The sequence below is a fragment of the Marinobacter sp. bablab_jr008 genome, from assembly GCF_016464145.1.
In the GTDB taxonomy this organism is placed as follows: Bacteria; Pseudomonadota; Gammaproteobacteria; order Pseudomonadales; family Oleiphilaceae; genus Marinobacter; species Marinobacter nauticus.
Genome location: NZ_JACDWW010000059.1, coordinates 1 through 22,136, shown reverse-complemented (window position 1 = coordinate 22,136; position 22,136 = coordinate 1). Strand labels below are relative to the sequence as shown.

At 54.9% G+C, this 22,136-nt stretch carries 27 protein-coding genes; 19 read left to right on the top strand and 8 right to left on the bottom strand.

The window, feature by feature from the left end; all coding sequences use genetic code 11:
- Positions 1-65: 65 nt before the first annotated feature.
- Positions 66-404, bottom strand: a complete 339-nt coding sequence (locus JIF53_RS08725; protein WP_199452281.1) for a type II toxin-antitoxin system RelE/ParE family toxin — start codon at positions 402-404, stop codon at positions 66-68.
- Positions 405-409: 5 nt separating this feature from the next.
- The gene (locus tag JIF53_RS08720) at positions 410-691 is read right to left on the bottom strand and encodes a type II toxin-antitoxin system ParD family antitoxin (RefSeq protein WP_199452280.1); all 282 of its coding nucleotides are present in this window, start codon (positions 689-691) and stop codon (positions 410-412) included.
- A 156-nt stretch (positions 692-847) separates the two neighbouring features.
- Between JIF53_RS08720 and JIF53_RS08715 the strand changes: the two genes are divergently transcribed.
- The 4 genes from JIF53_RS08715 (at position 848) to JIF53_RS08700 (ending at position 2,172) form a co-directional block, all read left to right on the top strand.
- Positions 848-1,114: a type II toxin-antitoxin system HicA family toxin gene (locus JIF53_RS08715; RefSeq protein ID WP_199452279.1), complete on the top strand. Its 267-nt coding sequence runs from the start codon at positions 848-850 to the stop codon at positions 1,112-1,114.
- On the top strand, positions 1,111-1,461 hold the full coding sequence (locus JIF53_RS08710; RefSeq protein WP_199452278.1) for a type II toxin-antitoxin system HicB family antitoxin: 351 nt from the start codon (positions 1,111-1,113) through the stop codon (positions 1,459-1,461). The genes JIF53_RS08715 and JIF53_RS08710 overlap by 4 nt, the downstream gene beginning before the upstream one ends.
- 74 nt (positions 1,462-1,535) lie before the next feature.
- On the top strand, positions 1,536-1,781 hold the full coding sequence (locus tag JIF53_RS08705; protein WP_199452277.1) for a hypothetical protein: 246 nt from the start codon (positions 1,536-1,538) through the stop codon (positions 1,779-1,781).
- The gene (locus JIF53_RS08700; RefSeq protein WP_199452276.1) at positions 1,768-2,172 is read left to right on the top strand and encodes a type II toxin-antitoxin system VapC family toxin; all 405 of its coding nucleotides are present in this window, start codon (positions 1,768-1,770) and stop codon (positions 2,170-2,172) included. Before JIF53_RS08705 ends, JIF53_RS08700 begins: the two co-directional genes overlap by 14 nt.
- A gap of 67 nt (positions 2,173-2,239) precedes the next feature.
- On the opposite strand, the gene JIF53_RS08695 is transcribed toward JIF53_RS08700, so the two are convergent.
- Together JIF53_RS08695 and JIF53_RS08690 are read right to left on the bottom strand one after the other, a co-directional pair.
- The gene (locus JIF53_RS08695; RefSeq protein WP_199452275.1) at positions 2,240-4,051 is read right to left on the bottom strand and encodes a flagellin; all 1,812 of its coding nucleotides are present in this window, start codon (positions 4,049-4,051) and stop codon (positions 2,240-2,242) included.
- 297 nt (positions 4,052-4,348) lie between these two features.
- Positions 4,349-4,540, bottom strand: a complete 192-nt coding sequence (locus JIF53_RS08690) for a hypothetical protein (RefSeq protein WP_199452274.1) — start codon at positions 4,538-4,540, stop codon at positions 4,349-4,351.
- 275 nt (positions 4,541-4,815) lie between these two features.
- Here JIF53_RS08690 and JIF53_RS08685 point away from each other — a divergent pair, with 275 nt between their 5' ends.
- The 6 genes from JIF53_RS08685 (at position 4,816) to fliS (ending at position 10,753) form a co-directional block, all read left to right on the top strand.
- Positions 4,816-5,139 (top strand): nucleotidyltransferase family protein, encoded by a 324-nt coding sequence (locus JIF53_RS08685; protein ID WP_199452273.1) that lies wholly within the window; start codon positions 4,816-4,818, stop codon positions 5,137-5,139.
- A gap of 36 nt (positions 5,140-5,175) precedes the next feature.
- Positions 5,176-5,865, top strand: coding sequence for a hypothetical protein (locus JIF53_RS08680; protein WP_199452272.1), 690 nt, complete (start codon positions 5,176-5,178; stop codon positions 5,863-5,865).
- 183 nt (positions 5,866-6,048) lie between these two features.
- Positions 6,049-7,506, top strand: a complete 1,458-nt coding sequence (locus tag JIF53_RS08675; RefSeq protein ID WP_199452271.1) for a flagellin — start codon at positions 6,049-6,051, stop codon at positions 7,504-7,506.
- A gap of 71 nt (positions 7,507-7,577) precedes the next feature.
- Positions 7,578-8,012, top strand: a complete 435-nt coding sequence (locus JIF53_RS08670) for a flagellar protein FlaG (RefSeq protein ID WP_199452270.1) — start codon at positions 7,578-7,580, stop codon at positions 8,010-8,012.
- A 305-nt stretch (positions 8,013-8,317) separates the two neighbouring features.
- The gene (gene fliD / locus JIF53_RS08665; RefSeq protein ID WP_199452269.1) at positions 8,318-10,285 is read left to right on the top strand and encodes a flagellar filament capping protein FliD; all 1,968 of its coding nucleotides are present in this window, start codon (positions 8,318-8,320) and stop codon (positions 10,283-10,285) included.
- Positions 10,286-10,351: 66 nt separating this feature from the next.
- Entirely contained in the window at positions 10,352-10,753 is a 402-nt protein-coding gene (gene fliS, locus JIF53_RS08660) for a flagellar export chaperone FliS (RefSeq protein WP_199452268.1), read from the top strand.
- 30 nt (positions 10,754-10,783) lie between these two features.
- On the opposite strand, the gene JIF53_RS08655 is transcribed toward fliS, so the two are convergent.
- Complete coding sequence (locus JIF53_RS08655) at positions 10,784-10,999, bottom strand: CopG family antitoxin (protein ID WP_072676869.1); 216 nt, start codon at positions 10,997-10,999, stop codon at positions 10,784-10,786.
- A gap of 55 nt (positions 11,000-11,054) precedes the next feature.
- Positions 11,055-11,192, bottom strand: a complete 138-nt coding sequence (locus tag JIF53_RS19780) for a BrnT family toxin (protein WP_199452267.1) — start codon at positions 11,190-11,192, stop codon at positions 11,055-11,057.
- Between the two features lie 112 nt (positions 11,193-11,304).
- On the opposite strand from JIF53_RS19780, the gene JIF53_RS08645 reads away from it, so the two are divergent.
- From JIF53_RS08645 to JIF53_RS19775, 3 genes are all read left to right on the top strand, one after another.
- Complete coding sequence (locus JIF53_RS08645) at positions 11,305-12,516, top strand: argininosuccinate synthase (RefSeq protein ID WP_199452266.1); 1,212 nt, start codon at positions 11,305-11,307, stop codon at positions 12,514-12,516.
- Positions 12,517-12,620: 104 nt separating this feature from the next.
- Positions 12,621-12,821 (top strand): DUF2281 domain-containing protein, encoded by a 201-nt coding sequence (locus JIF53_RS08640; RefSeq protein ID WP_199452265.1) that lies wholly within the window; start codon positions 12,621-12,623, stop codon positions 12,819-12,821.
- Positions 12,733-13,044, top strand: a complete 312-nt coding sequence (locus JIF53_RS19775; RefSeq protein WP_416234185.1) for a type II toxin-antitoxin system PemK/MazF family toxin — start codon at positions 12,733-12,735, stop codon at positions 13,042-13,044. Before JIF53_RS08640 ends, JIF53_RS19775 begins: the two co-directional genes overlap by 89 nt.
- Positions 13,045-13,242: 198 nt before the next feature.
- On the opposite strand, the gene JIF53_RS08630 is transcribed toward JIF53_RS19775, so the two are convergent.
- Entirely contained in the window at positions 13,243-14,214 is a 972-nt protein-coding gene (locus JIF53_RS08630) for a response regulator (protein ID WP_199452263.1), read from the bottom strand.
- Between the two features lie 134 nt (positions 14,215-14,348).
- Between JIF53_RS08630 and JIF53_RS08625 the strand changes: the two genes are divergently transcribed.
- Together JIF53_RS08625 and JIF53_RS08620 are read left to right on the top strand one after the other, a co-directional pair.
- Positions 14,349-14,831, top strand: coding sequence for a YajQ family cyclic di-GMP-binding protein (locus JIF53_RS08625; RefSeq protein ID WP_011786031.1), 483 nt, complete (start codon positions 14,349-14,351; stop codon positions 14,829-14,831).
- Between the two features lie 15 nt (positions 14,832-14,846).
- Entirely contained in the window at positions 14,847-16,241 is a 1,395-nt protein-coding gene (locus JIF53_RS08620; RefSeq protein ID WP_413231163.1) for an AmpG family muropeptide MFS transporter, read from the top strand.
- A gap of 7 nt (positions 16,242-16,248) precedes the next feature.
- Here JIF53_RS08620 and JIF53_RS08615 read toward each other — a convergent pair whose 3' ends face one another.
- Entirely contained in the window at positions 16,249-17,703 is a 1,455-nt protein-coding gene (locus tag JIF53_RS08615) for a protein adenylyltransferase SelO (protein WP_199452261.1), read from the bottom strand.
- 80 nt (positions 17,704-17,783) lie between these two features.
- On the opposite strand from JIF53_RS08615, the gene JIF53_RS08610 reads away from it, so the two are divergent.
- The 4 genes from JIF53_RS08610 to JIF53_RS08595 form a co-directional block, all read left to right on the top strand.
- A complete protein-coding gene (locus JIF53_RS08610; RefSeq protein WP_199452260.1) occupies positions 17,784-18,584 on the top strand; it encodes an HAD-IIB family hydrolase in 801 nt (266 codons plus the stop codon).
- A 36-nt stretch (positions 18,585-18,620) separates the two neighbouring features.
- Complete coding sequence (locus JIF53_RS08605) at positions 18,621-19,844, top strand: glycosyl transferase (RefSeq protein ID WP_199452259.1); 1,224 nt, start codon at positions 18,621-18,623, stop codon at positions 19,842-19,844.
- Positions 19,841-21,577: a sugar phosphorylase gene (locus tag JIF53_RS08600; RefSeq protein WP_199452258.1), complete on the top strand. Its 1,737-nt coding sequence runs from the start codon at positions 19,841-19,843 to the stop codon at positions 21,575-21,577. Before JIF53_RS08605 ends, JIF53_RS08600 begins: the two co-directional genes overlap by 4 nt.
- A 118-nt stretch (positions 21,578-21,695) precedes the next feature.
- On the top strand, positions 21,696-22,136 hold a 441-nt coding region (locus JIF53_RS08595; protein ID WP_266096867.1), incomplete at its 3' end, for a contractile injection system protein, VgrG/Pvc8 family.

Here is a 22,136-nt window from a genome sequence, read left to right as displayed (position 1 = left end):
TGCCGGGGTTTGGGGGAGGTGTTGCGAAAGGTGTGCCAGTTTTGGGTTTGGGGTCAGCCCCCAATTTATAGATGCTCGGCGAAATCCATTGAGTCGTGCAGGATTCGCACGACGACGAGCTTGCGTGCTGACATTTCAGATATGGCTTTGAAAAACACTACATGTCGGGCTTTCTGAGACTCTCTCTGAATCCTTATACTTCTGATCCCCGGTAGGAGTTCAGATCTATCCGTTGCTAAAGGATGATCAGGGCCCCGCTCGGATAATTCTTGGATGGTATGCGCAATCAGCCCACTGTAACTCATAGCTTGGTGGATGCCGAAGTTGTCCCGCGTGTAGCGCACAATCTCGTCGAAATCTCTGGCAGCGTTTTGGGAAAGTTCCACCGTCCATAGTGGGTGCATGCTGTTTAGTCCTTTTTATTCAGTTCTGCGGCCCTGTTGATCAGGTAGTTTGTGATCGCTTCACCGGTGCCCAGTGTGACTGTGCGGCCATTATCGACGTCTGCAAGCCCTTCGGCTAAGGCTCCGCGAAGTTCGAGAAGCTTTTGCTGCAGTTGGACTTCCTTCTCTTCGACCAACCGCAGCCCTTCTCTCAGTACCTCGCTGGCATTTTGGTAGCGACCTGTCTTAACCAGGTTACTCACCAGTTGTGCCTGATGGTCTGTCAGAACTATATTTCTAGTTGCCATTATTCGGGGCCTCCCTGTGTCTATTGGCATATATTGCCATTTTGGTTGGAGGGTTCCAAGTACGAATCTGGGGTCTGCCCCCCAACTCTCGTATTATGGTTGCGATCAAATTGGTGCAACCATATTATAGTTGCAATAGCTGATCAGGATGATCCAATGGTTAACAAGGATAAGTTCAGGGCCAGGCTGCTCAGAAAGCCCACGCCTAAAGATATTACGTGGACAGAGTTGCGTAGCTATTTGCTCAGTTTGGGATTTGAAGAAGTTCAAGGCAGTGGTTCGCGGGTGCGATTTTACTTGCAGGCTAGCTCCGGCGAGCGTGGTTTGATGATTCGGTTGCACAGGCCGCATCCGGAGAAAGTCTACGGCCCACTGATGATTCGGGATGTGGCGCAGACATTGAAAGCCTGGGGGCTGGTATGAATTCAAATATCTTGAAACACAAGGGGCAGGTTGGCTCAATCGAGCATGATCTGGACAGGGGGCTGCTTTACGGCAAGCTCCTGTTCATAAACGACCTGGTTACGTACGAAGCTGAAAACCTTCGCGCGCTTGAAAAGGAATTCCGGGTTTCGGTGGATGAGTATCTTGCAGATTGCGCAGCCATGGGTATCGAGCCGAATAAGCCGTTCAAGGGTTCGTTCAATATCCGAATTGGCAGGGAATTGCACAAGAAGCTGGCAATGAAAGCAGCAGGGGAAGGGCTCGGATTGAATGAGGCTGTGCAGCTTGCGGTTGAGCGGTTTGTGATGAATGAGAGCCGGCGCTGAGTTTTGGGTCTGCTTATTTGTGGGAATGTTTATTCGGGCGTAAACTGCTCCTGTGAACGTTGACTGAGGTGGTTATGTACGCCATTGAGTTTGAAACCGACATCACCGGCAAATATCTGGAGCTGAAGGAGTGGCAAAGCCTGCTCAATAAACACGCCCGAGTGATCATTCTCGTGGACGAAGAGCCGGTCAGCGGTGAGGCCAGCGAAGATTTGGGCGAATTCCAGGCATTGCAGACAACGCGCAGAAGCAAACCCGAAGTGGCCAAGGATGTGGCGGTAGTGTCCATGGAGGACGACATAAACAATGACGTTTTTTGATACCAATATTCTGATTTACGCCATTATCAATCAGAATTCTGATAAGCAAAAGCTCGCCGAGAAGTTGATTGAAGCTGCGATAGCAAAGAGACAGCTAATCATTTCCCCGTTAGTGTTGTCTGAGATGGTGTTTGTATTGGCGAAACTCGGACAGCTTTCTGCACACAGTGATTCGTTAGCTTTTTTCCAGAAGTTTTCTACCCCTGCAATTGAAAAGTCAGATGTTGTGACAGCAACGAAACTGGCCTTGGACCTGGATTGCGGAAAAAGCGTGAATGATCTGGTTCACCTTGTTCATGCTGAACGGCATGGGTGCGAAAAGTTGATGACTTTTGATAAAGGTTTTGGCCGATTCGTCGGTCAGGCCAGCGTCGAGCTAATCGTGCTGTAGGTTTTCTGACCCCAAAAGTAAAACGGCCGGGTGATTAGCCCGGCCGTTTTGATTGTGCTGCAGGAGATTAGCCTTGCAGTAGCTGGAGCACCTGCTGAGGCCGGGCGTTGGCCTGGGCCAGCACCGAGAGGCCGGCAGACTGGAGCACCTGGGTGCGGGCCAGTTCGGCGGTTTCTGCGGCGAAGTCGGCATCGCGGATTCGGCTGTTGGAGGCCGATAGGTTTTCTGAGGTGGTGCTCAGGTTCGCGATGGTGGACTCGAAGCGGTTTTGGACCGCGCCCAGCTCGGCTCGGAAGCCGTTGATGGTGTCTATGGCGTAGTCGACGGCGATCATGGCGAGGTCTGCACCCTCGCGGGTGGAAATGTCCAAATTGTTCATGGAGATTGTGTCGTCTTCGACTGTGGCAACCACTGACTGTAGGGTTTCTGTTGCAGGGTCGAATACGCCGTCACCATCAAGATCTGCCTGAATATCGATAGTGAAAGGCTCGCCGAATTGAGATGAGAAGAAGATCTCATTGTTTTCTGCATTGAGATTCGCCTGGATTCCCGTTTCGTTTGACTTGGCGTTTACTTGACTAACAATGTCGTTGAGCGAGCTGAGGCCTTCAAAACTATAGTTTGTACCATTGATTTCGACACTGAAATCGTAAGTGTCTCCATCTGAGAAGCTGTCCGCAAGTGTCTGGTCGGCTCGCGGAGTCAAGTCAAGGCTGCGGTTGAATGCAGCAGATGCGTCGTTTGCTGTGATGGTTACTGAAGGCGGATCGAATTGAGAGCCGTTGGCGACTGTAATATCGAATGACTCTGTGCCCGAGTTGTAGGCAACGGAGGTATTGGCGTCATCAAATTCGGTTTCGATCAGGGCTGCGATATCGTCGCCAGATGCACCCGCTGGAATCTCAACAGTGCCACCTCCAACCTCTAAGCTACCTCCGTTTGTGAAGTCGAATCCCGAGATTGCGTAGTTGTCTGTATCCGTGACCTCGCTGCCAGATGCGTCAATATTCGGTACGTCGTCGGTAACTGTGTTTGCGTCGGTCGTAGCAAGATTGAAGTTTGCGGTGATTGCAGTCTCGTTCGCATTCTGAAAAACGATTCTGCCAAACGGATCAACATCGACGGCTATTCCGTCGAGGAGAGGATCACCACTACCCGAAATCTCGTTGGCGATGGCATCTTTAAGAGCAGTGGGGCTGGCATATGTACCGGGGGTGATCGTGAGTGGTACGGTGTTTATTGTAATCGTGCCCCCGAACTCCTCCACACCGTCGAATGCAAAAGTATTCGAGAGGTTTACTAAGGTTTCGCCAGGTGCACCTTGCTCGACAATGAACCCCCCAAGCCCATCAGTTTCCTTCAAAACCGACCCAATCTGGCTTCCCCGGGAATCTAAACCGCTTATAGCAATCGTTTCGCCAGTATTAGCCCCAACCTGGAAAGTTTGCGTCGCAAACGTACCGTCCAGCACCTTCAATCCGTTAAAGGAAGTTTGGCTGGCAATCCGGTTGATTTCCTCAATCCGCTGCTGCACTTCCTGGTTCAGTGCCTGGCGGTCGGAAATGCTGTTCGTCGCGTTCGCCGATTGAACTGCCAGTTCACGAATCCGCTGCAGGTTGTTGGTAATCTCATCCATTGCGCCCTCAGCCGTTTGCGCAAGGGAGATGCCATCATTGGCATTTCGCTGGGCCTGATTGAGGCCGGCGATCTGGGATTGGAAGCGCTCGGAAATAGCAAGACCGGCCGCATCGTCTTTAGCAGAGTTAATCCGCAGGCCAGAAGACAACCGTTGCAGTGCCACGTTGGCATCGCCTTGGGATGCATTCAGATTGCGCTGAGCATTCAGCGACGCAATGTTGGTGTTAATGACCTGAGGCATATCTATTCTCCTGCTCAGAGGTGCCGGAAACCAGATGCCCGATGTTGAAAGGGGAACCCTTGCCGGCGAAAATTCGTTAAATTGCCGTTTTGCCGTATACCAAGCGAAGGGCGTGCCAGTTTTAAGAAAGTGGCTTTACATGCCTGTTTTAATTGATGGTTTTTAGATCAGGTTTTGAGCAGGGTATTGCCTTGTGCCGGAAAGTTGGCGTGGGGGATGGGAAAAGGATTGCCGGTTTTGTGGAGTTGCGTTGGTACATTTCACCCCAGAAAATGTCCTGGGGTCTGACCCCAAATTTCAAACTTGCGTATCTTCAGGCTTCTCCTGACAAGGTGCGTCATCGCCATGGAAGCGGGCGGCACCATTTTCGTAGGTTACATAATAATGCCCAAGCCTACGCTTGCGCTCGAGTTCCTTTTCAACTGCGCGAGAAAGACTTTCGAGAATGGTTGCTGCTGATATTCTCTGACCATCCGCGTTCGGTGTCACTTGAGAGACTCCTGAATTAAAAGGTGATACAGCCCTGACCCGTTCGGGCCAGCGATAACCCAGCAGGTAGGGATGTGCAATGTTACGTGTGCTCTCAATCAGTAAGTTCGGATGGAGTATAGCGAAAGGTGCTGGGGCTATCGAGCAATTGGGTGGGGTGGGCGCCAGTACATTTCACCCCACCAAATGTCCTGGGGTCTGGCCCCAAAGGTACATGGGGCTCTGTTATCGGGCTATGATAGAGTCTACGCATTCTCGTGACCGGGTAGAGCATCATGGCAGAGACCCCCATTCCAGATATCTTCAAAGAACACGCCGGCGACCTTGCAGAACTCTGTAGGCGTCATCATGTCAGCCACCTTGCGGTTTTTGGGTCGGCCACAACGGACCGTTTCCGGGAGGAAAGTGACCTGGATTTTCTTGTGTCGTTTGAAGCTGGCTTGTCAGCTCGACAAACAGCCGCTGCTTTCTTTGATTTGAAACTTGAGTTGGAGGCACTTTTCAATCGGCCCGTTGACCTGATCACCAAGGCCTCTTTAACAAATCCGTATTTTCGGCAATCCGTGTTGGCTGTTCAGAGAGAGCTATATGCGGCTTGAATCCATAAGGCGATCTAGTGCTGCTAGGGAGATAACGTGCTTCAAGTTCTAATCGGTTCGGGAATAGCATTTATATCTGCTGTCTGTGGGTGGTTTATCAGTCATCGCTGGCAGCAGAGGAATTATCGGCTGGCGGTGGACGCAGATAGGGGGCGCCTGAATCAGAGTGTCGAGAAGTGGGCCACAGAGGTTGTCGACGTGATGAATCGCATGCATGCCCATTTTGAACATTCGAGTCACCAGGAAGCGATTGAAAGATCGAGGGAGCTGGTTCTTTCTCTTTCGATTCTCGTTGATCAGGGACGGCTCTATTTCCCTAACGTAATGAGGGGAGTCTACGGAGAGGAAAAACAACAATCGAGGCAGGGCTATCGCAGTGCTTTGCTCGACCCACTGGTTGCAGCAATCGAGGTGTCTCGGGGCGTTCAGCCTGAGTTTGACTTGCCCGACACCAAGAAAAAATATGGCAGTAACCGAAATTCGAAGGCTTTGCGGTTATACCTTAACGCCTTTTTGTCGTTGGTTGAGCGTGTGCTCCTTGTGGAGGTATCTCATCAGAAGCTTGTTGCCAGATTAACCGAAGTAGGTGATCGCGAGGAAGCGCAGCAATTGGAGCGTCTTCTATGTCCAGAGCCTGGCAGTGGGCCGGTACCCCCAGGGCATAAATACTGGTTGGGGCAAGAAAGCGGTCCTGAAATTCCGAACGAGAGTGTGATTTTCAAGTGACGGTTAGCTGGTGGCAGGTGTCGAATTCGACTTTTTACATTCCTTTACAAAATCGTTGAAATTTTTTCTAAAGCAACCGGGTGGGGTGCCGTTAAGTGGAGTAACAGGGCGGCGCTACCAAACCAAAAGATGGGCGCCAGACCTTTTCCATGAAATAACGACATCTGTCGAAGGAGAAGCAATATGGCTCTCGGTATTAACACTAACGTCGCTTCACTGAACGCCCAGAACCAACTGAGCAAGTCTCAGGGTCAGAATGATCAGGCTCTTCAGCGCCTGTCTTCCGGCCTGCGTATCAACTCCGCCAAGGACGACGCTGCCGGTCTGGCGATTTCCACACGCTTCCAATCTCAAATTTCTGGTCTGAATGTCGCGACCCGTAATGCTAACGATGGCATTTCTCTAGCCCAGACGGCAGAGGGTGGTCTGGATGAGATCACCAACAACCTGCAGCGGATTCGTGAGCTCGCGGTTCAATCGGCAAACGCCACGAACAGCGCATCTGATCGGTCGGCACTGAACGCTGAAGTCCAGCAGCGGATTGCGGAGATTGATCGAATCGCCAGCCAGACGTCCTTCAACGGTCTGAAGGTTTTGGATGGTAATTTTGGAACAGATGCTTTCCAGGTCGGTGCTAACGCAGGTGAGACAATCTCGATCAACCTGAGTCAAGGGGTTCGGGCTGGTCAGATTGGGCAAATTGCTGAGCAGGAAAGCGCTAATCGTGTTGACGGCAACTCCACCTCAGGTACAGGTACCATCGCTGTAGGTACTGGCGCAGCAGTTAATATTGGGGCTTCAGTGGCTGGAACTGAGGCTGGTCAAAGCTCCAGTAGTGCATTTGCTAAAGCTGAGGCGATTAAAAGCGCTGGAATTGCTGGCTTGACGGTTGAGGCAGAAACTACAGCTGAATTCACCATTGCAGACACAACTGGCACAGGAACGGGTGCGAACTACACGCTTGAGATTAATGGTGTTACTGTCCTGGATCAGGATCAGGAAAATAATGGGGTGCTTACTGTAGCGCAGATTAAGGACGCCATTAATGCTGAATCTAGCGAAACAGGTGTTGTCGCCTCACTTTCGGGGTCGGATCTGACTCTGACAGCTGCGGATGGGCGTGATATCACTATTAACCAGATTGTTGCCGGCGGCGCTGGTGGTGGTTTGACTGCAGCTGCTGGCACTACACTTGGGACGACTGCCGGGGCGACTGCTACCAACGGCGGAAAGCTAACCTTAAGTGCTTCTGAGAAAATTACTATTGCTGGAGATGGTGTAGCTCTTGGTTTCGCCAACAATAACACCGTTATCGCAAAGGACACCAGCACGCTGTCGAGTGTTAAGGTTGATACTGTCGCTAACGCTAACGATGCCATCAAGCGGATCGATTCTGCAATCACTACAGTCAACGGGCTCAGAGGCGCGTTGGGTGCAATTCAGAACCGTTTTGAAAGCACTATTGCGAACCTCGCAACAACCTCGGAAAACCTCAGTGCCTCCAACAGCCGTATCCTGGACGCTGACTTCGCGGCAGAAACTGCCAACCTGGCTAAATCCCAGGTACTGCAGCAGGCCGGTATCTCCGTCCTGGCTCAGGCAAACGCCCGTCCGCAGCAGGTTCTGTCCCTCCTGCAGTAAGGGGCATAGCGGTAACGGCCGGAACCCTCGGGTTCCGGCCTTCCGCCGTTGAAGGATAGCGAGGTAAAGCTATGAATGACGTTAACCTGAACAGCCCGGACCTGAAACTGGTACGCTCTGGCGCCCAGGCTCCGGCCAAGGCAATGTCGTCATCTCAGGCCGAGGGCCGGAACGCCCCTGACCTTACTGCTTCGGCTGCCGGTACCCGCCAGGTGCAGGCTCCCCAGGTTGCTCAACAGGCTTCGCAGGCTGAAAAGCTGCAGGTCCGTAATGAAGAGCAGCGCAAGGAGCTGAATGAGGCGGTTAGCCAGTTGAACGACTTTGTTCAAACTGTGCAGCGGGATCTTCAGTTTGAAGTGGATAATGAAATGGGCCAGACCATCGTAAGGGTGGTTGATCAGCAAACCCAGGAAGTGATCCGCCAGATCCCGGACGAAGTGGCAATGAGGTTGGCAGAAAAATTGCAGCAGGACGAACCGCTGACGTTGTTTAACATCAAAGTGTAAAAGCTTGCCGCTTTTGCGCGGATGTAAACGACGGTATTTCAGCACCGCCGCCTCTGGAAAAGAGCCGGCGGTGTTTGCGTTTGAAAGGATTGGTTTGGCCACGGACGACACGGACTAACACGGACGGTCAAGCAGTTCGGTTTCGTTTCTTGTCCGTGAATGTCCGTGTCGTCCGTGGCTAAAAAAGCTTAGATACACACAGTTACAAATCGGTTCTATATTTAGGGCAAAAGAGGCAAAGTTTTGCCGCCTGCTGCCGATAAACTGATCAGTACAGAGATTCGCCCCCCTGAGGAGGCACGGTTATGGCCAGTATTTCATCATTAGGTATCGGCTCCGGCGTTTTGACGTCGGATCTTGTCGACCAGTTGGTGGCTGCGGAGCGCAGGCCCACGGAAGTTCGGCTGGATCAGAAAACGGAGCGCACCGAGGCGCTTATTTCCGCCTATGGCAAGTTGCGCAGTGCCGTCACAGAGCTGCGGTTGCCTATGCGCCAGCTGGGTTCTGCGGATGCGATGAAGTCGTTTTCGGCCACGTCCTCGGGTAGCAATGTTGATGTCTCGGTGGATGCCGGCAAGGCGGCACGGGGCTCTTACAGTGTTGATGTGGTGGGCCTCGCAGAATCCCAGGCGCTGGCCAGCACAGAAACCTTTGCGGATCGCGACGCCACCAGTATTGGCCGCGGTACGATGACTCTCCAGGTGGGTGACAAGACCACCAATATCACGATTGACTCTTCTAATGACACTTTGCAGGGCCTGGCGAACGCCATTAATGAGGCCAACGCCGGGGTGTCTGCGGGTGTGATTGATACCGGTGACGGATTCCGGCTGACGCTCTCCGCCGATGACACTGGCACCGCCAATGCTGTGAAGATTACGGCCAGTGAAGAGGTTGGCGCAGAAGGGCTGGCGCGGTTTGCGTTTGACCCCGCAGACCCCGAAGGCAATCCGGCGATGGAACAAACCATTGCGGCCGCCGATGCCCAGATGAAAATTAACGGCGTGCTGATTACCCGTTCAACCAACACCATTGAGAACGTGGTGGATGGATTGACCTTCAACCTGACCGATACCGGAACGTCCACCGTTAAGGTAGAGCAGGACACGGCGGCGGTTGCCGAGCGTGTTCAGGCGTTCGTAGACAAGTTCAACGAGCTGCAGGGCACCATCCGTGAGCTGTCCTCATTTGATAGCGAGACGGGGCAGGGCAGTATTCTGACCGGGGATTCCACGGTTCGGAACATCCAGAATCAGCTTAAGAGAGTGCTGACAGACGTTATACCCGGTTTGGAAGGCGCCAATGTGCGCAGCCTGGCAGACGTGGGCATTGGTACCGATTTCCGCACCGGTGAGTTGCAGTTTGATAGCCAGAAGTTTCAGCAGCAGCTTCGGGAAAACCCGGATGATGTTACGGCACTGTTTGCCGAGCAGGGCAGAACCAGTGATTCCCAGGTGGAGTTTGTTCGTAGCGGCTCTAATACTCGCCCGGGTGATTACAGCATTAACGTAACCCAGATGGCGACTCGGGGCAGCCTTAATTACTCTGTCCCAAACACGGCAGATGCGATTCAGGTTCAAGCCGATAACAGTTTCACGTTCCAGGTGGATGGTGAAACCACCGCAACGGTCTCGATTGCTGCAGGTGATTATTCCGGTGAGGATTTTGCCGCTGCCATTCAGACAGCCCTTCGTGAGAATACTGCGTTGAGTGCAGCTGGGCGGTCGGTTCAGGTGGCTTATGATGCTACAGAGGGGTTGACGTTTACCTCTAACCGCTTTGGTAGCGATTCTAACGTAAGCCTGACCGGGCTGAGCAACGTTACTGGGCTTAACACCGCCACCGGCACCGCCGGCCAGGATGTCCAAGGCACCATTAACGGCCAGACCGCCCAGGGCGACGGCCAGGTGCTGTTCCTGGCAAACAGTGCCGGTGGCGATGCCGCTGGTCTGCAGGTGCGCATTACCGGCGGTGACGTTGGTAATCGCGGCTCGGTGAAGTTCATCGAGGGTGTGAGTGAGCGCGCGGTAGATGCCATTACCAGCATTCTGGGTGCAGACGGTGCATTGAGCTCCCGTACTGACGCCCTGAACCGGGACCTGGAGCGCATTCAGGAAGACCGAATCAAGCTGGACTTGCGGATTGAAAGCTATCAGGAACGCCTGGTGAAGCAATTCAGCGCTGCCGACTCCCTGATCTCCCAGTTGAATAATACGCGGGATTACGTGACTCAGCAGCTGGCGGCCCTGGCGCCGAACCGGCAGAACGATTAATTCAGCTATACTGATGGTTGGCCAGCCAACCATGGCATACCGGATAACGGTGACACGAGGTTATATATGAACGGTTTACAGGCGTATCAGCGCGTTAATACCCAAACCAGCATCACCGATGCAGACCCGCACAAGCTGATTCAGCTGCTGTATAACGGGGCCATCGAGCGCATTAATATGGCCAAATCCCGGATTCAGGCCAAGGATTACGCGGCTAAGGGGCAGTTGCTCAATAAGGCCATCGAAATCATCGGCGGCCTTCGCGCGTTCCTGGATTTTGAGAAAGGTGGTGAGCTGGCCACCCGGCTGGAAGCTCTTTACGACTACATGGAGCGCACCTTGCTGGAAGCCAGCGCCAAGAATGACGTTGCCAAGCTGGATGAAGTGCTGAACCTGCTGCGTTCTGTGAAAGACGGCTGGGACGGCATTCGCGAGGAAGTTGTCAGCCAGCAGCAAGCGGCTGTTTAACTTTGTTTCCCCTCCACCGCTGGTGGAGGGCTATTGCCAGTTTATGTCAATTTTCCGGCCATGTGTCATGCAGTCTCTTAGGTAAAGGTTGATGAGAGTCTGGTATGGCACTCCGGTTTCTTCAGCCATTCCCTTGAAGTATTCCAGCACATCTTCACCCAGGCGCATGGTGATGGGCTTCTTGAGCTTTGCGGCATAAGGGTTCGGCCGCGATTTCATTTTTGAGAGATCGTATTCTGATTTCATGAGAGGCCACCATGGTAGTGAATTCGTTCTCTTGCGGTTGCCTTCCTGGCTGAAATTATCCTGATTGCATCGCCTCCTGCTCTTTCGCAATGGCAAACTCGTCAAAAAAGACAGTTTGCGCTTCTTCGAAGCTTACTCCGTGCTTCTTAGCATTCGACGCGGCTTTGCTGCGATTCCATTCGAATTTGATCATACGTACAGTGTATGTACGCTGCGACGTTAGTCAATAGCCATTCCCCCCGCCATCCCGTACAATGTTGCCCTTGTTTTCAACACATCCATTCTGTTCAGTCTGGAGCAAGGGCATGTCTGATATTAAAAAGGTGGTGCTGGCCTATTCCGGTGGCCTGGATACTTCCGTCATCGTTCGGTGGTTGCAGGATACCTATAACTGTGAGGTGGTAACCTTTACCGCCGATATTGGCCAGGGCGAGGAAGTGGAACCGGCGCGTGCGAAAGCCGAAGCGCTGGGCGTTAAGGAAATCTACATTGAGGACCTGCGCGAGGAGTTTGTGCGCGATTACGTGTTCCCGATGTTCCGCGCCAATACCATCTACGAAGGCGAGTACCTGCTGGGCACCTCTATCGCCCGCCCGCTGATTGCCAAGCGCCTGATCGACATTGCCAACGAGACTGGTGCAGACGCTATCTCTCACGGTGCTACCGGTAAAGGTAACGACCAGGTTCGTTTTGAGCTTGGCGCCTATGCCCTGAAGCCGGGCGTGAAGGTGATCGCTCCCTGGCGTGAGTGGGATCTGAACTCCCGCGAGAAGCTGCTCAAGTACTGTGAAGAGCGCAACATCCCGGTGGAAATGAAGAAGGGCAAGAGCCCGTACTCCATGGATGCCAACCTGCTGCACATCTCCTACGAAGGCATCAACCTGGAAGACCCCTGGGCCGAAGCCGAAGAAGACATGTGGCGTTGGAGTGTTTCTCCGGAAGCCGCGCCGGACAAGCCCACCTACGTGGAGCTCACCTACAAGAAGGGTGACATCGTTGCCGTAGATGGTCAGGAAATGAAGCCCCACGTGGTGCTGGAAACCCTGAACAAGCTGGCCGGTGAAAATGGTATTGGCCGCCTGGACATCGTTGAGAACCGCTACGTGGGCATGAAGTCCCGCGGCTGTTACGAAACCCCGGGTGGTACCATCATGCTGCGCGCCCACCGCGCCATCGAGTCCATTACTCTGGACCGTGAAGTGGCACACCTGAAGGACAGCCTGATGCCGCGCTACGCTGAGGTGATCTACAACGGTTACTGGTGGTCCCCGGAGCGTGAGGCTCTTCAGGCGCTGATCGACCAGACCCAGAACTACGTGAACGGCACCGTTCGCCTGAAGCTGTACAAGGGCAATGTGGACGTGGTCGGCCGTAAGTCTGACGATTCTCTGTTCGATGAGAAGATCGCCACCTTTGAAGAAGACCAGGGTGCGTACGATCAGAAAGATGCGGAAGGCTTTATCAAGCTGAACGCGCTGCGCCTGCGGATTGCCGCTGGCAAAGGCCGCAAGCTTTGATGTAGGCCCTGCTAGTCAAAAACGCCCAGCCCAATGCTGGGCGTTTTTGTGTCTGACGTGCGATACTGACTTCCTGAGAGTAACTGAACCGACAGGAGAGAGCGATGGATAACCGGGTTCAGCAAGTTGCCAAGAAACTGGAGCATCTGCCGCCAGAGCGCTTGGCAGAGGTTGAAGATTTTATTGATTTTCTGAGCCAGAAAGATCGTGAACGCCATGTGCGCAGGGATTTTGCGCGGGGAGCGGAGGCTTCTTTCCAAAAGGTATGGGACAACGAGGATGATGCAGCCTACGACAAACTTTGAATTTGGCGATGTGGTTCTGGTCAGCTTTCCATTTACGAATTTGAAAACCACGAAAAAACGCCCTGCCGTGATTATAAGCTCTGAAGCATACCAGTCTTACCGTCCAGACCTTGTAATAATGGCGCTTACCAGTCAGATCACCGAAAGTTCAAGGCAGCGACGGGTAAAACGCCGGGGGATTTTCGCAGGCAATAAAAAAGCCAGCTTACGAGAGCTGGCTTAAGAAATTCGGAAAGAACGAAAGTGCCTGAAAAATTCGTTAATCCTGCGGAACCGGCTTGCGGTACCCATATGGCGGCGGAGGTACTACTCGGCTCCTCCGCCATGGGTGGATACTGCTTGATTCCACAATGTCAGAATAAGCCTGATCGCCTTTCCTGTCTGTTTGTGAAGTGTGTCCCAGTGTTACTGTTTGTGATCGCTACACACCTTCCCGTATCTCCGGGGTGATTTCGGTGAAACGACGGGTTTCATAGGCATCTACCAATCCTTGCACGGCTGCGCGCTCCAAATCCTGCACTGTTAGCGTGCCGTCCTGGGCATCGGCTTTGCACAGGGCCATACCGGCCTCCACAGAGATGAAGCCGGCGGTGGTTTTCAGGGCTTTGTGGTTGATGCCGTCAAAAATGCGCCGGAACGCGGTGGTGGTGCAGTGATCACTGTTGGGAAAGTAGGAGACAATCGCAAACTGGTTATCACCCACCCGACACAGGGCATCAATCGGGCGAATCAATGTGCTCAGGCGCCGGGCGATGCCGATCGACAGTTCGCTCATCACGCTGGGCGGATGCTTGCGCTTCAGCTCTTGCCAGTTACGGATGCCGCACATGACGTAGGCGGTTGACCCGCCGCGGGATTCGGCGTGGCGCAGGGTTTTCTGCAAGCGCTGGCGCGCGTATTTGTTGTTGGTCAGCCCGGTTTCCAGATCAATGATGTTGCTGGATTCCAGTTCCCGGTTGTTCTCCACCAGCAGCGCGTTGGCGCGCAGCAGGGTGTTCTGCCGGTCTGCCATGCGGTCCGCCGCAAAGATGCGAGGGATGAGCTGTTTGGTCATGTCTGATTTGTAGATGAAGTCGTCCACACCCCGGTCGAACGCTTCCGACAAGGCTTCCACGCTCTCGCGGGCGGTGAGCAGAATCACATAGGTGTAGTGGTTGTTCTGCTCGTCTTGCTGGCGCACCTGGTCGGTCAGCTGCAGGCCGTCCATTTCTGGCATCAGCCAGTCTGCAATCAGTACGCTGACCGGGCGTTGTTCCATGAGTTTCAGGGCAGCCGGTGCGTTGTTGGCGATGCGTATGTCGCGGTATCCGGCATTTCGCAGCGTACGGCCCACCACCATACTGCTGAATTTGGCGTCGTCTACTACGAGAATGGGAAGATCGAGGTTTGGCATTATTTATCTACTTCTTACCAGTCCATTGTCAGATGCGGTTCGCCACAGCTCTTGGTATTCTTGGCGGTTTCGAACATCCGTAATCAAATTGTCGCCACAGTATACCCCTCCGTGGCCTTTGGAGAATAACGACTATGCCTTCTTTTGACATTGTTTCAGAAATCGAAATGCACGAAGTTACCAACGCGGTGGATCAGGCCAAGCGTGAACTGGGTAACCGCTGGGATTTCAAGAATGTTGAGGCGGATATCGAGCTGGAGGACAAGCGCCTGACTTTGAGCGCAGAGCAGGAGTTCCAGCTGGAGCAACTGGTGGACATGATGCGAATGGCTTTTGCCAAGCGCAACATCGACACGCGTGCCCTGTCGGAAGATGGCGAAAGCAAAGCGGGCAAGCTGGTGAAGCAGCATTTCACCCTGAAGCAGGGTATTGAAACGGACATGGCCAAGAAGATCGTGAAGATGATCAAAGAGCAGAAGATGAAAGTGCAGGCCAGCATTCAGGGCGACAAGGTACGGGTTACCGGCAAGAAACGGGACGACCTGCAGGAAGCCATTGCCATGTTGCGTGAGGCAGAACTGGACATCCCGCTGCAGTTCAACAACTTTCGCGACTGATTCGGAGAGGCTCTTATTTATCTTCCCCCCAATGTTGTAGCCCTGATTCGGGATACCGCCTACACCTACACCCGCTGGCAAGTAATTGCCATGTTGTTTCTCGGGTTCTCGGCGGGGCTGCCCTTTCTGCTGGTGTTTTCCACCCTCAATGCCCGCCTGGCAGACGTTGGGGTGGAGACCGCCACCATCGGTTTTTTCAGCTGGCTTGGCATTACCTATTCCATCAAGGTGTTCTGGGCGCCGGTGGTGGACCGGCTGAAACTGCCGGTGCTGGACCGTTTATTTGGCAAGCGCCGCAGCTGGATTCTGCTGGCCCAGGCGGGCATTGCCACCGGGTTGTACCTGATGTCCCAGACGAACGCCCTGGCGGCTCCGGAGACACTGGCGTTGTTCGGATTGTTGGTGGCTTTTTCCTCCGCCACGCAGGATGTGGCCATTGATGCCTATCGCATTGAGATTGCTCAGGAGCGCCTGCAGGCGGCGTTAGCGGCCACATACATCTTTGGTTATCGGCTGGCGTTGCTGGTGGCTGGCGCCGGTGCACTGTATGTGGCGGAGTTCTGGTCCTGGGAAGTGTCGTATAAGGTGATGGCAGCGCTGGTGGGTGTGGGTGCCCTGACGGTTCTGATCGTGAAAGAGCCGGAAGTAAACCATTTTGCGGCTGCGCAGGACATTGCCCATCGAATTGAGGAAGAGGTGGAGAAACGAAGCCACCTGCCGGAACGCCTGGCCAGGTTAACTGGCTGGTTCTATGCCGCGGTGGCTGGCCCGTTTCTGGACTTCTTCCGTCGGTATCGGGAGCTGGCGGTGGCCATTCTGGTGCTGGTGGCGGTGTATCGCATTTCGGATATTGCCATGGGGGTGATGGCCAATCCGTTCTATCTGGATTTTATGGGTTTCAGTAAAACCCAGGTGGCCGATGTCACCAAGGTGTTCGGGTTTTTTATGACCATTGTTGGCTCCATGGTCGGTGGGGTGCTGGTGGTGCGCTATGGCGTGCGCCGGATACTGCTGGCAGGTGCCGTCATGACGGCGGCAACCAATCTTCTATTCGTGCTGCTAGCCCAGCAACCACCGGATATCGCGGCGCTGGCCTTGGTGGTAAGTGCCGATAACCTCAGTGGCGGTATTGCCAACGTGGCGCTGATTGCCTGGCTGTCCAGCATGACCAGTGCCTCGTTCACCGCCACCCAGTATGCCTTGTTCAGCTCGCTGATGACGCTGCCGGGCAAGTTCCTGGGGGGCTTTTCCGGGATTGTGGTGGCGAACTTTGGCTACGCCGAGTTCTTCCTGATTGCGGGGTTGATGGGCGTGCCTGCGATTCTTCTGGTGCTGTTTATGATGCGACACGGCGCCAGGCTGGATGCGCTGGCGCCAGTCAAACATGAGGAAGATGCCCTGGTGAAATAGCGGCCGTTCAGGAAGAGCAGCTGATGTTCAGATGTTTCCCCCAATCCGGTGGCAGGGCAGCGTATTTCTCATACTCGGGTTGCTCATCAAAGGGCTTTTCCAACACCTTGAGCAGTTCCTTCATTGGCTCATAGTCGCCGTTCTGCGCCTCCAGGATGACTTGCTGGGCCAGGTAGTTGCGCAGAATGTACTTCGGGTTTACCCGGCGCATGGTGTATTCCCGTTCATCGTGGCCACGGCTTTCCTTCTGTAGTCTGGCTTCGTAACGTTCCAGCCACTCGTCAGCCACGCTGCGGTCTGCGAACAGATCACGAACCGGCGCGGTGCCATGGTCGTGCAGGTTGGACAGGCCGCGGAAAAACCGGGTGTAGTCCACGCGGTGTTCGTGGAGCATGCTGAAGGTGTCCATGATCAGGCCCATATCTGACCCATCCGCTTCCTCCAGCCCCAGCTTGGCGAGCATCTGGTGTTTGAAATGCTCGTTGTAGGCGGTTTCATAGCGTCGCAGTCCCCGGCGAACGGTATCTTCGTCCATGATCGGCAACAACGCATTGGCCAGGTACTGACAGTTGATAAAGCCTACCTGGGGCTGGCGGTTGTAGGCATAGCGGCCTTCGTGATCGGAGTGATTGCAAACGAAGCCGGCGTCGAAATCGTCCAGGAAGGCGAAGGGGCCATAGTCAAAAGTGTCTCCGATAATGGACATATTGTCGCTGTTCATCACCCCATGGCAGAAACCAACGGCCTGCCATTTCGCAATTAGTCTGGCGGTGCGTTCCACCACTTCCTCAAACCAGCGGGCGTAGCGTTGGTCCTCCGGCAAGCTGATCAGTTGAGGGAAGTGCAGGGCAATCACATGCTCTAGCAGTGTTTTCAGGGCGTCCGGCCCTTCATGGTGGGCTGCAAACTCGAAGTGGCCAAACCGGATGTGGCTTTTCGCTACCCGCATCAAAGCGGCGGCGGTTTCAATAGATTCCCGGCGCACCGGGTCTTTGGCGCTGATCATGAACAACGCCCGGGTGGTGGGAATTCCCAGGCCATGCATGGCCTCACTGCACAGATACTCACGAATGGTTGACCGGAGTACTGCCCGGCCATCGCCGAAGCGGGAGTAGGGCGTGGTGCCTGCCCCTTTCAGGTGCCAGTCCCAGCGTGTACCGTCCGGTCCCACGGTTTCCCAGAGTAAGAGGCCGCGGCCATCGCCCAGTTCCGGGTTGTACATGCCGAACTGATGCCCGGTGTACTTCATGGCGACCGGGTCCATGCCTTCCAGGAGTTCGGCGCCGGCACCTATGGCTGCCCAGTCGTTTTCATCCCGCACCAGAAATCCCATATCGCTGGCCAGGGCCTGGTTAAAGCAGACCATGCGCGGTTCAGACAGGGGGGATGGCTGTACCCGGCTGTAGAAGCTGTCCGGTAATTCCAGGTAGCGATGTTCCACCTGAAAGCTGTTGTTGCTCATAAAACGACCTGGCTTTGGTATGAATACTGCGTATGTATAGGGTTGAAGCCTAACAACAGATTGCAGAGCAGGTGAACCAAATGCAACCACACCTGATAGTTTTCACCGACCTGGACGGCACCTTGCTGGACCATCACAGCTACAGCTGGCGGGCCGCATCGCCGGCCATGGCAAAGTTGGCCGCTAACGGTATCCCCTTGATTTTTAACTCCAGTAAAACCGCCGCCGAGATGCGCCATCTGCAAAACGCGATGGGCATACGGGCCCCCTTTATCGTCGAGAACGGCGCGGCGGCGGTTATCCCGGCGGGCTGTCTGGACCGCACCGAAGAACAGGTGATGAATTTTGGAGCAGATCACCAGCAGGTCCTTCGCACGCTTATGGTGCAGAGGAAGGCGGGTGCACAGTTTCGGGGCTTTTCGGATATGGCGGATGCGGAACTGGCGGAGGTTGCGGGTCTGGATGAGGTGGAGGCCTCTCGGGCCCGGCAGCGCCTGGGTACGGAGCCGCTGATCTGGCAAGGCAGTGACCCGGAGCTGGACCAATTCAGTGCGGCACTGGGGCGTGAGGGGCTCCGACTGGTGCAGGGGGGGCGTTTCTGGCACGCCATGGGGCGCTTCGACAAAGCCAAGGGGGCCCGCTTTTTGCTGGAGCAATACCGGGAGCACTATCGGGGCGAGCCGCTAGTCACCATCGCATTGGGCGACAGCCCGAACGACCAGCGCATGCTGGAGGCCGCGGATATCCCGGTGGTGATTCGCGGGGTGAACAGCGATCAGGTCCAGTTACCATCGCAGAAGCACCCCATGCGCTCCCTGAAGCCCGGCCCGGAGGGTTGGAACGAATGCGTACTCAATCTTCTTTTCGAGTACGGCTACTAGGCCGCCAGGCGTGGCCAAAAGCATAGGAGAGGCGCCATGGGCGACTTTTACCAGAATGGCATAGTAACGACCCTGCACAATCTTGTGCGACGACCGGTAGAAGACATCGAGGCCGATCTGCTTCAGTTCCGTAAAGCGCGGCCCATGTCACTGGTGTTGCCGTCGCTGTATTCAGAGCTGGAAGGCCCCGCCCTGAAACACATTGTCCAGGAGCTGGCAAAGGTGCCTTACCTGGAAGAAATCGTGATCGGGCTCGATCGTGCCGATGAAGCACAATACCGGCACGCATTGGAGTACTTCTCCGAGCTGCCTCAGCCGTTCAAGGTACTGTGGAACGATGGGCCGCGTTTGCGGGCCATCGACCTCAAACTTCGCGAGCAGGGCCTGGCCCCAACTGAAATGGGTAAGGGGCGGAATGTCTGGTATTGCTTCGGTTATGTGCTGGCCTCCGGGGTGAGCAAATCGGTGGCGTTGCATGATTGCGATATCCTGACCTACTCGCGGGACCTGCTGGCACGGTTGATTTACCCGGTGGCCAACCCTGGATTCAACTACATGTTCTGTAAGGGCTATTACGCCCGGGTCGCCGACAGCAAGATGAATGGCCGTGTCAGTCGTCTGCTGGTAACCCCGTTGATCCGTGCCCTGAAAAAAGTCTGCGGCCCGAACGATTTTCTCGACTACCTCGACAGCTACCGCTATCCCCTGGCCGGAGAATTCTCGTTCCGCACAGATGTTATCAATGACCTGCGCATTCCCAGTGACTGGGGGCTCGAGATTGGTGTGCTCTCGGAGATGAAACGAAACTACGCCACTAACCGCCTGTGCCAGGTGGATATTGCTGATGTCTACGATCACAAGCATCAGGATCTCTCGCCGGAGGACGCCAGCCGAGGACTGTCCAAGATGAGTGTGGATATCGCCAAGGCCCTGTTCCGAAAGCTGGCCACCAATGGCGAGGTGTTCTCCAATGAGAAGTTCCGCACCATCAAGGCGACCTATTTCCGTATTGCTCTGGATTTTGTGGAAACCTATCAGAACGACGCCGTGATCAACGGGCTCGGCTTTGATCGGCACAAGGAAGAAAAGGCGGTGGAATTGTTTGCCCAGAATGTGATGCGCGCCGGTGCCTACTTCCTGGATAACCCCATGGACACCCCCTTCATCCCCAGCTGGAACCGGGTGACCAGTGCCATTTCGGACATTCGTGAGCAACTGCTGGAGGCTGTTGAACTGGACAATCAGGAATATCGGCCATGACTCAGCCACTGAAGAGCAAGCTGCAAGGTATGCTCGAGGTCGTCTATCCCTCGGTAGATTGCGACTTTCTGGCGGAGCAGTTACTGGCCACCATGGGGCTGGCACCCAATGCCGACGCCCCACCGGCCCACCAGAACCATTGGGACGAAACCGATGTGTTGCTGATCACCTACGCGGACACGCTCCAGCAACCGGACGAGAAGCCGCTGGTGACGCTCAAGCGCTTCCTGGATGACTGCCTTAAGGACTCCGTTTCCGCGGTGCACATACTGCCGTTTTTTCCCTTCAGCTCTGATGATGGCTTTTCGGTGATGGATTACCTGGCGGTGAATGAGAGTCACGGTGGCTGGCCGGAGATTGAGGCCATTGCCCGGGACTACAAGTTGATGTCCGATCTTGTGATCAACCACATGTCGGCCCGCAGCCGGTGGTTCGAAAACTATAAGAAGCGCATCGACCCGGGTAAGGACTATTTCTTTGAAGGCAACCCGAAAGACGACCTCAGCCAGGTAGTGAGGCCACGTACGTCGCCCCTGCTCAATCCGGTGCAGACCGACGACGGCGAGCGCTATGTGTGGTGCACCTTCAGTGAAGATCAGGTAGACCTGAACTTTGCCAACCCGCAGGTACTGTTGGAGTTTGCGGGGATCATCCGCCAATACCTGGAACGGGGTGTGATGATTTTCCGTATGGATGCCGTGGCCTTTCTCTGGAAAGAGCCGGGCACGCCGTGTATTCACCTGCAGCAAACCCACGAGCTGATCAAAATTCTGCGCTTGCTGATCGAACATCACACGCCGGACGCGGTGGTGATTACCGAAACCAACGTGCCCAACCGGGAGAACCTGACTTATTTTGGCAATGCCAACGAAGCCCACGCCATCTATAACTTTTCGTTGCCGCCTCTGCTGATCAACACGCTGGTGACCGGCAATTGCCGACATCTGAAAACCTGGCTGATGAGTATGCCCCCGGCGCAGCTGGGGACCACCTATCTGAACTTTATCGCTTCCCACGACGGCGTTGGTCTGCGGCCCACAGATGGCCTGCTGACCGAAGATGAAAAGCAACGCCTGATCAACACCATGGAGTCGTTTGGGGGTAAGGTGTCCTATCGCCGGACGGCCGACGGGCGGGATCAGCCCTATGAGATGAACATTGCGCTCTGGGATGCCCTCAAAGGAACCGCAGAAGGCGGTGCTGACCACTGGCAGCTCGGGCGATTCCTGTGTGCGCATACCATCATGCTGGCCCTCGAGGGTATTCCAGCCTTTTATATTCACAGCTTGCTGGCCACGGAGAACGATCAGGCGCGGGTGGAGCATACCGGGCGCCTGCGCTCCATTAACCGCAGTCAATGGCAGTTGTCGCAACTGGAGGAAACCCTCGCAGATCCGCTGACCCACCACAGTAAGGCATTCCGGGAGCTGAAGCGTTTGATTGCCATACGCCGCGCTCAACCTGCTTTCCATCCGAACGCCACGCAGTTCACCTTGCACCTGGGGTTGCAGTTGTTCGGGTTCTGGCGCCAGAGCATGCGACGGGAGCAGTCGGTGTTCTGTATCCATAACATCAGTCCCGAGGTGCAGCAGGTGGCGCTCAGTGATATCAATCTGATCGGAACGGATCGCTGGGTAGACTTGATCTCCGGAATGGAGGTGGATGATCTGGCTGGATCAATCACCCTGAAGTCGTATCAGAGTGTGTGGTTGTCCAACCAGCAGAGACGCTGAGCGTTAAGGCGAATGCCTCAGGAATGAGGCATGGTTGGTTTGTATTCTGCAAGTCGGTGGTTATAATCGGAGCTGCTCAGGATGAGTCAGTTCAACATAATCTTCAGGGATCGAAGTCATGCCCCAGGCAAGCGGATTGCAGTTCACCGCCCGTGTAGGCGAATTCCCCTCGGATCACTTTGTCGTTGTCGGCTTTGCGCTGACCGAACGGCTGTCCGATCTGTTCCATGGCCGATTGCAACTGGCCAGCACCGACCCGGATGTGGCCGCCGCCGATGTACTGGAACAGCCGGTAGACCTGGTGGTGTGGCAGGACGGCCAGCCCCTGCGCCGGTTCACCGGCGTGGTGAACGAATTTATGCGAGGCGACACCGGCCACCGCCGCACCCGCTACGAAGTGGTCATCCAGCCGCCCCTGTGGCGCCTGGGCCTGATGCACAACAGCCGCATCTTCCAGACCCAGACCACCGACGCCATCGTGCGCACCCTGCTCGAAGAGCGGGGCATTGTGGATTCCATCTTCGACTTCAAACGCCCACCGGAAGAACGGGAATACTGC

Bases quoted from the DNA above. Each gene is read 5' to 3' on its own strand.
- JIF53_RS08700 (WP_199452276.1), top strand. From the start codon at position 1,768: ATGACGTTTTTTGATACCAATATTCTGATTTACGCCATTATCAATCAG.
- JIF53_RS08610 (WP_199452260.1), top strand. From the start codon at position 17,784: ATGCAACCACACCTGATAGTTTTCACCGACCTGGACGGCACCTTGCTG.
- JIF53_RS08705 (WP_199452277.1), top strand. From the start codon at position 1,536: ATGTACGCCATTGAGTTTGAAACCGACATCACCGGCAAATATCTGGAG.
- JIF53_RS08725 (WP_199452281.1), bottom strand. From the start codon at position 404: ATGCACCCACTATGGACGGTGGAACTTTCCCAAAACGCTGCCAGAGAT.
- JIF53_RS08685 (WP_199452273.1), top strand. From the start codon at position 4,816: ATGGCAGAGACCCCCATTCCAGATATCTTCAAAGAACACGCCGGCGAC.
- JIF53_RS08670 (WP_199452270.1), top strand. From the start codon at position 7,578: ATGAATGACGTTAACCTGAACAGCCCGGACCTGAAACTGGTACGCTCT.
- JIF53_RS08715 (WP_199452279.1), top strand. From the start codon at position 848: ATGGTTAACAAGGATAAGTTCAGGGCCAGGCTGCTCAGAAAGCCCACG.
- JIF53_RS08710 (WP_199452278.1), top strand. From the start codon at position 1,111: ATGAATTCAAATATCTTGAAACACAAGGGGCAGGTTGGCTCAATCGAG.
- fliD (WP_199452269.1), top strand. From the start codon at position 8,318: ATGGCCAGTATTTCATCATTAGGTATCGGCTCCGGCGTTTTGACGTCG.
- JIF53_RS08675 (WP_199452271.1), top strand. From the start codon at position 6,049: ATGGCTCTCGGTATTAACACTAACGTCGCTTCACTGAACGCCCAGAAC.
- JIF53_RS08720 (WP_199452280.1), bottom strand. From the start codon at position 691: ATGGCAACTAGAAATATAGTTCTGACAGACCATCAGGCACAACTGGTG.
- JIF53_RS19775 (WP_416234185.1), top strand. From the start codon at position 12,733: ATGTGCGCAGGGATTTTGCGCGGGGAGCGGAGGCTTCTTTCCAAAAGG.
- JIF53_RS08645 (WP_199452266.1), top strand. From the start codon at position 11,305: ATGTCTGATATTAAAAAGGTGGTGCTGGCCTATTCCGGTGGCCTGGAT.
- JIF53_RS08615 (WP_199452261.1), bottom strand. From the start codon at position 17,703: ATGAGCAACAACAGCTTTCAGGTGGAACATCGCTACCTGGAATTACCG.
- JIF53_RS08655 (WP_072676869.1), bottom strand. From the start codon at position 10,999: ATGAAATCAGAATACGATCTCTCAAAAATGAAATCGCGGCCGAACCCT.
- JIF53_RS08695 (WP_199452275.1), bottom strand. From the start codon at position 4,051: ATGCCTCAGGTCATTAACACCAACATTGCGTCGCTGAATGCTCAGCGC.
- JIF53_RS19780 (WP_199452267.1), bottom strand. From the start codon at position 11,192: ATGATCAAATTCGAATGGAATCGCAGCAAAGCCGCGTCGAATGCTAAG.
- JIF53_RS08625 (WP_011786031.1), top strand. From the start codon at position 14,349: ATGCCTTCTTTTGACATTGTTTCAGAAATCGAAATGCACGAAGTTACC.
- JIF53_RS08605 (WP_199452259.1), top strand. From the start codon at position 18,621: ATGGGCGACTTTTACCAGAATGGCATAGTAACGACCCTGCACAATCTT.
- JIF53_RS08600 (WP_199452258.1), top strand. From the start codon at position 19,841: ATGACTCAGCCACTGAAGAGCAAGCTGCAAGGTATGCTCGAGGTCGTC.
- JIF53_RS08640 (WP_199452265.1), top strand. From the start codon at position 12,621: ATGGATAACCGGGTTCAGCAAGTTGCCAAGAAACTGGAGCATCTGCCG.
- fliS (WP_199452268.1), top strand. From the start codon at position 10,352: ATGAACGGTTTACAGGCGTATCAGCGCGTTAATACCCAAACCAGCATC.
- JIF53_RS08630 (WP_199452263.1), bottom strand. From the start codon at position 14,214: ATGCCAAACCTCGATCTTCCCATTCTCGTAGTAGACGACGCCAAATTC.